General features: G+C 71.7%; 12 protein-coding genes. 8 read left to right on the forward strand and 4 right to left on the reverse strand.

Going from position 1 to position 12,323, the window contains the following annotated elements:
* Positions 1-109 precede the first annotated feature (109 nt).
* Together ABEB03_RS19845 and ABEB03_RS19850 are read right to left on the reverse strand one after the other, a co-directional pair.
* A complete protein-coding gene (locus tag ABEB03_RS19845; protein ID WP_345650585.1) occupies positions 110-1,240 on the reverse strand; it encodes a family 2 encapsulin nanocompartment cargo protein polyprenyl transferase in 1,131 nt (376 codons plus the stop codon).
* A 112-nt stretch (positions 1,241-1,352) separates the two neighbouring features.
* Positions 1,353-2,759 carry a family 2B encapsulin nanocompartment shell protein gene (locus ABEB03_RS19850; RefSeq protein WP_345650587.1) on the reverse strand — a complete coding sequence of 469 codons (1,407 nt, stop codon included), beginning with the start codon at positions 2,757-2,759 and terminating at the stop codon, positions 1,353-1,355.
* A 187-nt stretch (positions 2,760-2,946) separates the two neighbouring features.
* Between ABEB03_RS19850 and ABEB03_RS19855 the strand changes: the two genes are divergently transcribed.
* From ABEB03_RS19855 to ABEB03_RS19865, 3 genes are all read left to right on the forward strand, one after another.
* Positions 2,947-3,180: a hypothetical protein gene (locus ABEB03_RS19855; protein WP_345650590.1), complete on the forward strand. Its 234-nt coding sequence runs from the start codon at positions 2,947-2,949 to the stop codon at positions 3,178-3,180.
* 240 nt (positions 3,181-3,420) lie between these two features.
* Positions 3,421-4,011 (forward strand): N-acetylmuramoyl-L-alanine amidase, encoded by a 591-nt coding sequence (locus tag ABEB03_RS19860; RefSeq protein WP_345650593.1) that lies wholly within the window; start codon positions 3,421-3,423, stop codon positions 4,009-4,011.
* Positions 4,012-4,785: 774 nt separating this feature from the next.
* On the forward strand, positions 4,786-5,736 hold the full coding sequence (locus ABEB03_RS19865; RefSeq protein ID WP_345650596.1) for a 1-aminocyclopropane-1-carboxylate deaminase/D-cysteine desulfhydrase: 951 nt from the start codon (positions 4,786-4,788) through the stop codon (positions 5,734-5,736).
* Between the two features lie 39 nt (positions 5,737-5,775).
* Here ABEB03_RS19865 and ABEB03_RS19870 read toward each other — a convergent pair whose 3' ends face one another.
* Positions 5,776-7,371 carry a Na+/H+ antiporter gene (locus ABEB03_RS19870; RefSeq protein ID WP_345650599.1) on the reverse strand — a complete coding sequence of 532 codons (1,596 nt, stop codon included), beginning with the start codon at positions 7,369-7,371 and terminating at the stop codon, positions 5,776-5,778.
* Between the two features lie 62 nt (positions 7,372-7,433).
* Here ABEB03_RS19870 and ABEB03_RS19875 point away from each other — a divergent pair, with 62 nt between their 5' ends.
* The 3 genes from ABEB03_RS19875 to ABEB03_RS19885 all read left to right on the forward strand — a co-directional run bounded on the left by ABEB03_RS19875 (position 7,434) and on the right by ABEB03_RS19885 (position 9,550).
* Positions 7,434-7,694 carry a UBP-type zinc finger domain-containing protein gene (locus ABEB03_RS19875; protein ID WP_028802067.1) on the forward strand — a complete coding sequence of 87 codons (261 nt, stop codon included), beginning with the start codon at positions 7,434-7,436 and terminating at the stop codon, positions 7,692-7,694.
* Between the two features lie 297 nt (positions 7,695-7,991).
* The gene (locus ABEB03_RS19880; RefSeq protein WP_028802066.1) at positions 7,992-8,405 is read left to right on the forward strand and encodes an ATP-binding protein; all 414 of its coding nucleotides are present in this window, start codon (positions 7,992-7,994) and stop codon (positions 8,403-8,405) included.
* Positions 8,402-9,550, forward strand: coding sequence for an RNA polymerase sigma factor SigF (locus ABEB03_RS19885; RefSeq protein ID WP_345650605.1), 1,149 nt, complete (start codon positions 8,402-8,404; stop codon positions 9,548-9,550). Before ABEB03_RS19880 ends, ABEB03_RS19885 begins: the two co-directional genes overlap by 4 nt.
* A gap of 473 nt (positions 9,551-10,023) precedes the next feature.
* On the opposite strand, the gene ABEB03_RS19890 is transcribed toward ABEB03_RS19885, so the two are convergent.
* A complete protein-coding gene (locus ABEB03_RS19890; RefSeq protein ID WP_345650608.1) occupies positions 10,024-10,479 on the reverse strand; it encodes a hypothetical protein in 456 nt (151 codons plus the stop codon).
* A 149-nt stretch (positions 10,480-10,628) separates the two neighbouring features.
* Between ABEB03_RS19890 and ABEB03_RS19895 the strand changes: the two genes are divergently transcribed.
* A complete protein-coding gene (locus tag ABEB03_RS19895) occupies positions 10,629-11,597 on the forward strand; it encodes a diacylglycerol/lipid kinase family protein (RefSeq protein ID WP_345650611.1) in 969 nt (322 codons plus the stop codon).
* A 318-nt stretch (positions 11,598-11,915) separates the two neighbouring features.
* A complete protein-coding gene (locus ABEB03_RS19900; RefSeq protein WP_016639615.1) occupies positions 11,916-12,173 on the forward strand; it encodes a WhiB family transcriptional regulator in 258 nt (85 codons plus the stop codon).
* Positions 12,174-12,323 lie beyond the last annotated feature (150 nt).

Genomic DNA, 12,323 nt, shown 5'->3' on the forward strand with positions numbered 1-12,323 from the left:
ACCCGCCCCGTCCGGGGCCCGGCGCCGTACGGAGGTCAGGTGCCGTACGGAACCGGGCCCCGGGGCCCGCGGCCGGCGCGCGGGTCGGGTGACCGGCGCGCCGCTCGGATCAGTTGCTGCGCCGCGTGACGAACTCCGCCAGCGCGAGGAGGCCGCCCGCCGCCTCCGGTTCGGGGATCGCCCGGGACAGCTCGTGCATCGCCCGGGCCATCCGGTCGGCCGCCTGGACCTGCGCCCAGTCACGGCCGCCCGCCCGCTCGACGGCCAGCACCGTGCGCTCCAGTTCCCCCGCGTCCCCTTCCCCGTACGGCACTCCGTACAACTCGGCCAGTTCGTCCGCCGCCGGGGTCCCCGAACCGAGCGCGGCGACCACGGGCAGGGACTTCTTGCGGGCGATGAGGTCCGCTCCGGCCGGTTTGCCGGTGCGGCTCGGGTCCCCCCAGATCCCGATCACGTCGTCGATCAGCTGGAAGGCGAGCCCGGCCGCACGGCCGAACGCGTCCAGCGCCGCGACGTCCTCGTCGTCCGCCCCCGCGTAGAGCGCGCCGACCGCGCAGGCGCAGCCGATCAGCGCTCCCGTCTTGGCCTCGGCCATGACCAGGCAGTCGTCGAGGGTGACCTCGCCCGGGCCCAGTTTCTCCATGGCCGTGTCCGCCTGCTGGCCCGCGCACAGCTCGACGACGCAGGCGGCGAGCCGGGCGGCGGCCGCCGAGGACGCCGGATGCGGGTCCTCGGCGAGCAGCTGCTGGGCCAGCGCCTGGAGCGCGTCGCCCGCGAGGATCGCGTCGGCGTCACCGAACACGGTCCACGCGGTGGGACGGTGCCGGCGGGTGGTGTCCCGGTCCATGACGTCGTCGTGCAGCAGCGTGAAGTTGTGGACCAGCTCCACGGCCGCCGCGGCCCGCACGGCCGCACCGTGCCGCCCGCCGAGCGCCCTGACCGCGGCCAGCACGAGCGCGGGCCGGATCGCCTTGCCCGCGTTGCCCGCCGCCGGGGTGCCGTCCGCGTGCTCCCAGCCGAAGTGGTACAGCGCGACCCGGCGCATGGAGCCGGGCAGTGTGTCGATCGCCCTGCGCAGCTCGGGGTCGACGGACGCCCGTGCGCGCTCCAGGATGCCCGCCGCCTCCTGCCCGTCGACCGGACCCGGCGGGGCCTGCCTGTCCATGGGCCTCCCGGTGGGGCTCCGCCTTTCCAGGATCTCGGTCGGGCCCTGCTTCGTGTCCGTCATGAACTCACCCATGGGACCGCCTCGGAGCGTCTGCGGACAGTGGCATCTCCACGGCTGCCGGGCGCGCACCCCCTCGTGTCCCCGCCCCGCGGGACGGGGACACGGCGCCCGGCGTGCGGTGACGTCACCGCCAGCGGCCGATCTCGACGTTCTCCAGGATGCCCAGCGCGTCCGGCACGAGGACGGCGGCGGAGTAGTACGCCGTCACCAGGTAGGAGATGACCGCCTGTTCGTTGATGCCCATGAAGCGCACCGACAGGCTCGGCTCGATCTCGTCCGGGATGCCCGACTGCTGGAGGCCGATCACGCCCTGCTCGGCCTCGCCCGTACGCATGGCGATGATCGAGGTCGTACGGGTGTCGCTGACCGGGATCTTGTTGCACGGGAAGATCGGTACCCCGCGCCAGGTCGGGATGCGGTTGCCCGCCATCTCGACGGTCTCCGGGACCAGACCGCGCTTGTTGAGCTCGCGTCCGAACGCGGAGATCGCGCGCGGGTGCGCGAGGAACAGCTTGGTGCCGCGCCGCCGGCTGAGCAGCTCGTCGAGGTCGTCGGGGCTGGGCACGCCGTCGTGCGGCTGCAACCGCTGGTCGTACTCGCAGTTGTTGAGCAGTCCGAACTCCCTGTTGTTGATGAGCTCGTGCTCCTGACGCTCCTTCAACGCCTCGACGGTGAGCCTGAGCTGCTGCTCCGTCTGGTTCATGGGCTGGTTGTAGAGGTCGGCCACACGCGTGTGCAGGCGCAGCACGGTCTGGGCGATGCTCAGTTCGTACTCGCGCGGCGCCGCCTCGTAGTCCACGAAGGTGCCGGGGATGTCCGGCTCGCCGGTGTGGCCCGCCGCGAGGTCGATCTCCTTCTCGCCGTACTTGTTGGTGCGCTGCGCCGGAATGGAACGCAGGCTCTGGAGATGGTCGCGCAGGGAGTCGGAGCGCTCCGCGACCTGTTCGAGATCCTGGCGGGGCAGGGTGAGCACGGTGACCGAGGTGACCGCGCGAGCCGTGTACTCCCAGATCGCGTCCGGGTCGATGAGCGCCTGCTCGCCGAAGTAGGCGCCGTCGGCGAGGACACCGAGGACCGCGTCGTCCCCGTAGGGGCCGGTGCCGATCTTCTCGACCCTGCCGTGCGCCAGCAGGAACACCTCGTCGGCCTGGCTGCCGAACGAGGCGAGCACCTCGCCCGGCGCGAATTCCCGCTGCCGGCAGCGCTGGGCGAGCTCGCCCAGTACTTCCTGGTCCTCGAACGACCTCAGCACGGACAGTTCGCCGAGCTCCGCCGGGATGACCTCGACCCGGTCACCGGTCTTCACGAACGTCACGCGGCCGTCGCCCACGGAGTAGCTGAGCCGCCGGTTGACTCGGTACGTGCCACCCTGCACGTTCACCCACGGAAGCATGCGCAGCAGCCAGCGGGAGCTGATCTCCTGCATCTGGGGTGCGGACTTGGTGGTGGTGGCCAGGTTCCGCGCGGCGGATGTGCCGAGGCTCTGCTGCGGCTTGCCCTGCTGCGCGCGGACCTCTTCGCCTACCGACATGAATTGCCCTCCCGGTCGTGCACTGATCTGCGCCGACCAGCCTTCCATCACGGAGCGTGCCGGTGCTATTACACGAATGAGGGGGAATGGATCACCGGCGAGTGGGCACTGGCCGCGATTCTGTCCAGGGAACTCCAAGATCCGGCCAACCGTTTGACCCGGCGACGGACAACGAAGGGAGACGGCAGTGGCAGGCTTCCTGGACCGCGCAAAGGAACAGGCGCAGCGCGGCCTCACACAGGGCAAGCAGAAGCTCGACGACGTGCAGGCGCAGCGCGCCGGCGGTGACCTCCTGAAGAAACTCGGCGCGGCGTATTACGCGGAGCGGCGCGGCAGCGGCACTCCCGAGGCGACCCAGCAGGCCCTCCAGGCCCTGGAGAGTCACATCGCCGCGCACGGGGACGCGTTCCTGCACTCCTGAGCGGCCCGGCCGGATTTCGCGGTCCCGGCGGCCACCGGCCCAGCCGTTCGGCGGTCCGCCGGGCCGGTGGGGCGGTCCACCCGGCCGCCCGATCCACCGGTTCCACCGCTTCCGTCCCGCATGTCCGGATCGGCTCGCACGCTGTGCGAACGAGTAGTACCGGCCACCCTGTTGCGGGTACAAGCTGCGGTACGAGACGGCCACGAAAGGTGGCCGCCGCGCAGCACGAAGGAGGCGGCCGTGGCCCCACCCATGTCCGCGCGTACTTTCCTGGACCGGCTCAGGGACGAAGGCGTCACCGTCGTCGAGGTCGGCGACTGGGAGCACCACAACCGCAACCACAAGGGCCCGTGGGGCCCGGTGCACGGCGTGATGATCCATCACACGGTGACCTCCGGCAGCGAGCGCACCGTCGAGATCTGCCGCAAGGGTCACTCGGAACTGCCCGGGCCGCTGTGCCACGGCGTCATCACCAAGGACGGCGTCGTCCACCTCGTCGGCTACGGACGCGCCAACCACGCGGGCCTGGGCGACGACGACGTCCTGCGTGCGGTGATCGCGGAGAAGGCGCTCCCCCATGACAACGAGGCGAACACCGACGGCAACCGCCACTTCTACGGCTTCGAGTGCGAGAACCTCGGCGACGGGAAGGACCCGTGGCCCGAGGCGCAGCTGGAGGCCGTCGAGCGCGTCTCCGCCGCGATCTGCCGCCACCACGGCTGGACGGAACGCTCGGTCATCGGCCATCTCGAATGGCAGCCGGGCAAGATCGACCCGCGGGGCTTCACGATGCGATCCATGCGGGAGCGCATCCGCGACCGCCTGAAGTGACGGGGCGACCGCCGCCCCGGACCCGCGATGGGCACGGGCGCCGACGCGTCGCCGGGTTCCGCCGACCACGCCTGGCGCCCGCCGCTCCGTCCGGTCCCCCGGGCGGCCGGGGCGGCCCAGAGCGGCCGGGGCCGAAGGGAGCCGGGGGTCCGGGCCGGGGGTCCGGGCCGGGGGCCGACGGAAGTTGCGACCGGCGTGCGGCGACAGCCCACGCGCCCGCCGGAGAGGAAACAACCGGCCCGCGTCGGCCGGAGGGCCGGGGACCAGCCGTAGTCATGACCGGCGTGCGGCGGCAGCCCGTTCGGACCGGGCGCGGGAACCGGCCTCCGGATCCGACAGCGGTGACCCGTCGCACCCGCCGGAGGCGAAACAGCTGCCCCTCCCCGCGTCGGCCCGGAGGGCCGGGAGCCGACGGCAGTCATGACCGGCGTACGGCGAAGGCCCGTTCGGACCGGGCGCGGGAACCGGCCTCCGGATCCGACAGCGATGACCCGTCGCACCCGCCGGCGGGGAAGCGGCCGCCCCACCCTGTGTCGGCCGGGGGAAACGGCAGGCCTACCCCGCCGCGGCCGGAGGGAGGACGACCGGCCGGCTCCGCGTCGGCCGGCGGGACCTGGCCGGCAGCGTGGACCCGGGCGGCGCCGTCTCCCCGGGGCGCCGAGACGGCCGCGCGCCACCGGGGGCACCGGAGCGGGCCGCGCATCCCCGAGGCGGTGGCGCCCCTCCGTGAACCCAGCCCGCGCCCGCTCCGGACACATGTCCGACAATGGGCGGATGACCAGCCCGGACCTCCAGGACACCGCCGGTGCCCCCGAGCCTCCCGCCGTCGGGGCGACCGACCCCGCCGCGCTGCGGCCGCGGCTGCCGTCGCCGCTGCTGGAGGCCGGGGACGAGCGGTTCGCGCGCCACGGCGTCCGGCTGCTGCTCAAGCGGGACGACCTGATCCATCCCGAGCTGGTCGGCAACAAGTGGCGCAAGCTGACCCCGAACCTGGAGGCGGCGGCGGGCCGCGCTGTGGTCACCTTCGGCGGGGCGTACTCGAACCATCTGCGGGCCACGGCCGCCGCCGGGCGTCTCCTCGGCATCCCGACGCTCGGCGTGGTCCGCGGCCAGGAGCTGGCCGAACACCCGCTCAACCCCTCGCTCGCCCGGTGCGCGGCCGACGGCATGCGCCTGCACTTCGTCGACAGACGGACGTACCGCGCCAAGGCGGAACCGGAGACGCTGGCAGGAATCCTGCGGGCGGTGGAGGCCGAGGACGCGTACGTGGTTCCCGAGGGCGGCAGCAACTCCCCGGCCGTGCGCGGATGCCGGGAGCTCGGTCGCGAACTGGGCGACGCGGCCGACGTCGTCGCCGTCGCCTGCGGCACCGGCGGGACCCTCGCGGGCCTGGCCGCCGGACTGGCCCCCGGCCGCCGCGCCCTCGGCATCCCGGTCCTGAAGGGCGGCTTCCTGGAGGCCGACGTACTGGCCCTCCAGCAGGCCGCGTTCGGCGCCCGCCGTGGCACGTGGTCGCTGGACGACCGCTTCCACTTCGGCGGCTACGCCCGCACCACCCCCGAACTCGACGCCTTCGCCGAGGACTTCGAGGACCGGCACGGGCTGCCCGTCGAACGTCTCTATGTCGCCAAGATGCTGTACGGACTTGTCACCCTGGCCGAGGAGGGCGCGTTCCCGCGCGGCACGACCGTGGCCGCGGTGATCACCGGGGCATCGCTTCCCTGACGGTGCGACCCGCCCGGACGGCTTCGGCGCCCCGGCGTCCTACGCCGTCTCGCGGTAGGCCGCCGCCTCCTCCAGGTCGAGCCGGCGCAGCAGCGTGCGCAGCATCTCGTCGTCGATGAAGCGGTGGTCCCGCAGCTTCACGAAGACCTCGCGCTCGGCGCCGATCATCTCCCGGGACAGCCGCCGGTAGGTGTCGTCGGCCGACTCGCCGGTCACCGGGTTGACCGCGCCGAGCCGCTCCCAGACCGCGTTGCGGCGGTGCTCCATGACTCCGCGCAGCCGGTCGGCGAGGGGTGGCGGCAGGGCGTTGCGTTCGTCGGTGAGCAGGTCGTCGAGCCGCTGCTCCGCGGCCCGGGACGCCTGCGCCTGCGCGTTGGCCTCGGCGAGCGTCTCGGCCTGGACGTCGCGGCCCGGCAGCTTCAGGAGGCGGATCAGCGGCGGCAGGGTCAGCCCCTGCACGACCAGCGTCCCGATGACCGTCGTGAAGGTCAGGAACAGGATCAGGTTGCGGTCGGGAAAGGCCTCGCCGCCGTGGACGGTGAGCGGGATCGAGAAGGCGATGGCGAGCGAGACCACGCCGCGCATGCCGGCCCAGCCGATGATGAAGGGGCCCTTCCAACTGGGGTTGTCCTCTCGCTTCCTGATCCGCGCGGACAACAGCCGCGGCAGGAACGTCGCCGGGTACACCCAGACGAACCGCGCCGCGACCACCACCAGGAAGAGGGCGACCGCGTACCAGGCCGCGCTCGTGCCCTCGTACTGCCCGAGCCCCTTGAGGACGACCTGCAGCTGGAGGCCGATGAGCGCGAACACCGCCGACTCCAGGACGAACGCGACCATCTTCCACACGGCCTCCTCCTGGAGCCGCGTCGCGAAGTCCACTTCCCAGGCACGATGCCCGAGGTAGAGGGCGACGACCACCACGGCGAGCACACCGGAGGCCTTCAGCTGCTCGGCGACCCCGTACGCGACGAAGGGGATCAGCAGGGACAGCGTGTTCTGGAGCAGCGCCTCCTTCATGTGGGTGCGCAGCCAGTGGATCGGGATCATCAGGACGAGACCGACGGCCACACCGCCGACCGCCGCGATCAGGAACTCGCGGATGCCGCCCGCCCACGTCGCGCCCTCGCCGATCGCGGCGGCGAGCGCCACCTTGTAGGCGGTGATCGCGGTCGCGTCGTTCACCAGGGACTCGCCCTGCAGGATGGTGGTGATCCGCGAGGGCAGGCCCACGCGCCGCGCCACCGCCGTCGCGGCGACCGCGTCCGGGGGCGCGACCACCGCGCCCAGGACGAGCGCCGCGGTCAGCGGCAGACTCGGCACGATCAGGTACGCGGCCCAGCCGACCACGAGGGTCGCGAAGAGGACGTAGCCGACGGACAGCAGCGCGACGGGCCGCAGTTGTGCCCTCAGGTCGAGGTACGAGCTGTCGGTGGCCGCCGTGTACAGGAGTGGGGGCAGCACCAGCGGCAGCACGACCTCGGGATCGAGTTCGTAGACGGGCACTCCCGGGATGTACGAGAAGACCAGGCCCGCCGCGACGAGCAGGAGCGGCGCGGGCACCGGTGTGCGGCGAGCCGCCCCGGCGACCGCGGCGCTTCCCGCGACCAGCAACAGCAGTGGCAAAACGTGCATCGTCTTTCCGCCCGCCCTCGTTTTCGCGCGACTTCCCGCACACCCGACGTAACCTGGCCATCATGAAACAGTGCACGCACGCCGAAGCGCTGCCGCACCCCGAACCCCAGCCCCTCAGCGAGACGTGCCTGGAGTGCCTCGCGGCCGGCACGCACCCGGTGCAGCTGCGCCTGTGCCTGGAGTGCGGGCACCTCGGCTGCTGCGACTCCTCTCCGCTGCAACACGCGACGGAGCACTTCAAGACCACCGGGCATTCGATCATGCGCACCTTCGAGCTCGGGGAGAACTGGCGTTGGTGCTTCGTCGACCACGTACTCGTATGACACGACGCAGGCATACTGGAACAGCCCGCGGATCGCATACGCGTGTGACCGGCGGTCCGGACGGTTCGACCGTCTGACGCCTGGGTACGTCAACCCGGCGCGCGCTCTTCCTAATTGGGCCCGCAGACCCCTAGCCACTGTCCGTACTCATAGGCTTACTATGAGTGACAGCAAGGGGCGGGGTCCCCAGGACAGGACACTTGGGTGCGCGGTAGCGTCACGGCTGAACGACATAGCGCGTTACCCGGGGGGCGACCCTCGGCCCCCGAAAGAGCTTGTACCACCATGGAGGTGAGGGTGTCCCAGATCGCAGGCGAGCCCGCGACGAAGGACTTCGTGGAAGTCCGGCTGCCGGCCGCGGGTGCCTACCTGTCGGTGCTGCGTACGGCCACGGCCGGACTCGCGGCCCGTTTGGACTTCACCCTCGACGAGATCGAGGACCTGCGCATCGCGGTGGACGAGGCCTGCGCGATCCTGCTGCAACAGGCCGTCCCCGGCTCGGTGCTCAGCTGTGTCTTCCGGCTCATCGACGACTCGCTGGAGGTGACGGTCTCCGCGCCGACCACCGACGGTCACGCTCCGTCACGGGACACCTTCGCCTGGACCGTCCTCTCGGCGCTCGCGGGCAAGGTCGACTCCTCCGTCGCCGAGGACAAGACCGTTTCGATCAGCCTCTACAAACAGCGCGGCGCGGGACCCGGGCCGGCGTGAGGAACGGGGACGGGCCGGTGCGGGACGAAGAGCGCGGCACACGGGAGCTTCCGTCCGGGCGCGTCGACGGCCTCGACGGGGCGCGGCGGACGGCTGACGGCGTCGACGGCATTCCCGAGCAGGCCCGGCCGCATCCGGAGGACGGCGCCTCACCGGTCCTCACGCAGGCCGCGGCCGAACCGCGGACCGACGAGGACGAACGGGAGGAGCTCTCCGGCCGGGGCGATGGACAACGGGATCCGGAGGGTGCCGCGCTGAGCACGTCCTCGGGAGGGCGGCGGCTGGTGACGGGCGGGACTATGAGCGAGCACGAGCGACACGACAAACCAGGGGCACAGAGCGTGCAGGGCGCGCAGCACGGGCCGAGCGCCCAGCACATCGAGCACGACCCTCACGACCGCAGCGGTGCACGGGCGATGTTCGTCGAGCTGCGCAAGCTCAAAGAGGGCAGCGCCGAGTACGCGGAGCTGCGCAACCAGCTCGTCCGCATGCACCTCCCGCTCGTGGAGCATCTCGCCCGCCGCTTCCGCAATCGCGGCGAGCCGCTGGACGACCTGACGCAGGTCGCCACCATCGGCCTGATCAAGTCGGTCGACCGTTTCGACCCCGAGCGCGGCGTCGAGTTCTCGACGTACGCGACGCCGACGGTCGTCGGCGAGATCAAGCGGCACTTCCGCGACAAGGGCTGGGCGGTCCGCGTCCCGCGCCGCCTCCAGGAGCTGCGGCTGGCGCTGACCACGGCGACCGCGGAGCTCTCGCAGCTGCACGGCCGCTCCCCCACGGTCCACGAGCTGGCCGAGAAGCTCGCGATCTCCGAGGAAGAGGTGCTGGAGGGCCTGGAGTCCGCCAACGCCTACTCGACTCTGTCGCTGGACGTGCCCGACACGGACGACGAGTCGCCGGCCGTCGCGGACACGCTGGGCGCCGAGGACGAGGCGCTGGAGGGCGTCGAGTACCGCGAGTCCCTCAAGCCGTTGCTCGAAGATCTGCCGCCGCGGGAGAAGCGCATCCTGCTCCTCCGTTTCTTCGGGAACATGACGCAGTCGCAGATCGCCCAGGAGGTCGGCATCTCGCAGATGCACGTGTCACGGCTGCTGGCCCGCACCCTGGCCCAGCTGCGGGAGAAGCTCCTCGTCGAGGAGTGAGCCGGCCCCGGCCGACCCTTCCGCCCTGCGCGACATCCCCGCGCCGGCCTCGTGGGAGACCTCCACGCCGCCGGCTCCGCGCGACACCTCCGCGCCACCGGCCTCGTGGGAGACCTCCACGCCGCCGGCTCTGCGGGGCGGCTCCGCATCGTCGACCCGGCGGGTCCGTTCCACGCCACCGGCCCCAGCGGGACCGCCCCGGGTCGCTGCCCCCGCGGGACCAGTCCACGCCGACCGGTCACCCCGGTCCGACGGGCACCTCCGCGGCCGCCCCGGCTCCACCGCGCACTTCAGCGCCCCACCGGGCGCTTCCGGTCCGCTCGGGTCCCACGCACCGACCGGTCACCTCCGGTCTCATCGGGACCCACCATCGGCCACTTCCGGTCCCACCGGGCCACCGCAGTCGGTCACGACCGGCCACGACCGGTCCGACCAGGTCGGCTACAGAGCCCGTCGGCAGGCGCCCCGGCCGGTCACTTCTGGTCGGGCACGTCGGCGCCGGGCCCTCGGATGCCGAGGGCCTTCGTCGTCTCCGGGTTCAGCAGCAGCACCAGGCCCACGACCGCGACGACCGCCAGCGCGATGCCGCCCGGGATCGCGACACTGTCGGCCTGGAGCAGGGTGTAGGCCACGGGCAGCGACAGGATCTGGGTGATGAGCGCCGGGCCCCTGCTCCAGGAGCGGCGCAGCAGCAGTCCGCGCGCCGCCAGCAGGGGCAGCAGCGCCAGCACGATGAGCGTGACGCCGCCGGTGATGGCCTGCCCCCGGCTGTCCGGGGTGCCCGTGAAACCCCGGACGAGCACGTACACGCCCCCCGCGACGAGGGCGAGGCCCTCCAGCGCGGCCAGGGCCGCCGCGGCGGTCAGCCGCGCGGGGCGGGGTTCCGCGGCGGGGTCGTGCGAAGTGGTGGGGTTCTGCTCAGCGCTCACCCCTGAAGGGTAGCCGTCGGCGATGCGGCGGCCGGGGCGCGGGGGCCGCGCCGGAGGGCGTCCGACGTGCGCAGGCTCACGTTGCGATCTCTTACCCGATCCCTACCTCGCTCTGGGCCCGGTACCCCCCAGTAGGTACGCTGCAACCCATGCGTGCACTTCTCGTCGTCAATCCGGCAGCAACCACCACGAGTGCGCGCACGCGCGACGTGTTGATCCACGCGCTCGCCAGCGAGATGAAGCTGGAGGCGGTCACCACCGAGTACCGCGGGCACGCCCGGGATCTCGGCCGGCAGGCCGCGGAGAGCGAGGACATAGATCTGGTCGTCGCCCTCGGCGGCGACGGCACGGTCAACGAGGTCGTGAACGGACTGCTCCACGACGGCCCCGCCCCGGACCGGCTGCCCGGCTTCGCGGTGGTCCCCGGCGGCTCCACCAACGTCTTCGCCCGGGCCCTCGGACTGCCCAACGACGCGGTGGAGGCGACCGGCGCCCTGCTGGACGCGCTGCGCGAGAACCGCGAGCGCACGGTCGGCCTGGGTCTCGCCTCGGGCACTCCCGGCACGGAGGACGAAGCCGTGCCGTCCCGCTGGTTCACCTTCTGCGCCGGGCTCGGTTTCGACGCGGGGGTGGTCGGGCGCGTCGAGCAGCAGCGCGAGCGCGGCAAGCGTTCCACCCATGCGCTGTATCTCCGCCAGGTGATGCGCCAGTTTCTGGACGAACCTCACCGCCGGCACGGAACGATCACGCTGGAGCGCCCCGGCGTGGACCCGGTGACCGATCTGGTCCTGTCCATCATCTGCAACACCTCGCCGTGGACGTTTCTCGGCAATCGTCCGGTGTACGCCTCGCCTAAGGCTTCGTTCGATACCGGGCTCGACGTACTCGGTCTCAGCCGCATGTCGACGGCCGCGGTTGCCCGGTATGCCACACAGTTGCTCACTTCGTCCCCCGAGCGCGGCCCCCATGGCAAGCACGCTGCCTCCCTGCACGACTTGACAGACTTCACCTTGCATTCGAAGGTCCCGCTGCCCCTCCAGATGGACGGTGACCACCTCGGGCTGCGAACAAGCGTGACGTTCACAGGCGTACGCCGTGCACTGCGTGTGATTGTGTGAGTAGAAGGGGCCAAAGTCCTTTCACTCGAACGTTTAGGCCAGGATCCACCCCATGGAAGTACGGCTGTGACCTAGTCGACACCGAGGAATCAAAAAAAACTTTCCGGAAGGGGTTGTATCCGCCGCTGAGGTTTGCGAGTCTCTACGTGGCGATCGGGACGGCCCGCAACATCGGCCCCACAGAGAGCCAGAACCCCTCCTCAAATCACAGGACCACGTCAGGCAACCTGGCAGTCGGCCCTTCACTTGTTGAGGGATTCGTGAAAGCGTTCACATTCACAAGCAACTTGCATGTAATACCAAGGAGAGGTAGCAGCCATGGACTGGCGTCACAACGCCGTTTGCCGCGAGGAAGACCCCGAGCTCTTCTTCCCCATCGGCAACACCGGTCCTGCGCTGCTGCAGATCGAGGAAGCCAAGGCCGTCTGCCGCCGCTGCCCCGTCATGGAGCAGTGCCTGCAGTGGGCGCTCGAGTCCGGCCAGGACTCCGGCGTCTGGGGTGGCCTCAGCGAGGACGAGCGCCGTGCCATGAAGCGTCGCGCCGCCCGCAACCGGGCCCGTCAGGCTTCCGCCTGACACCCCACCCCGCACGAGCCTGAGCTTGGCGGCGCGTACAGCGAGTACGCATCTCCCGCCCCCGAGCCGCAGCGCGCAGTACCCCCGATGCGCATTTGAGCAACGAGCTTTCGGCCCCGGATCACCTGGTGATCCGGGGCTCATTGCTGT

The organism is Streptomyces siamensis (assembly GCF_039543605.1).
Taxonomy (GTDB): Bacteria; Actinomycetota; Actinomycetes; order Streptomycetales; family Streptomycetaceae; genus Streptomyces; species Streptomyces siamensis.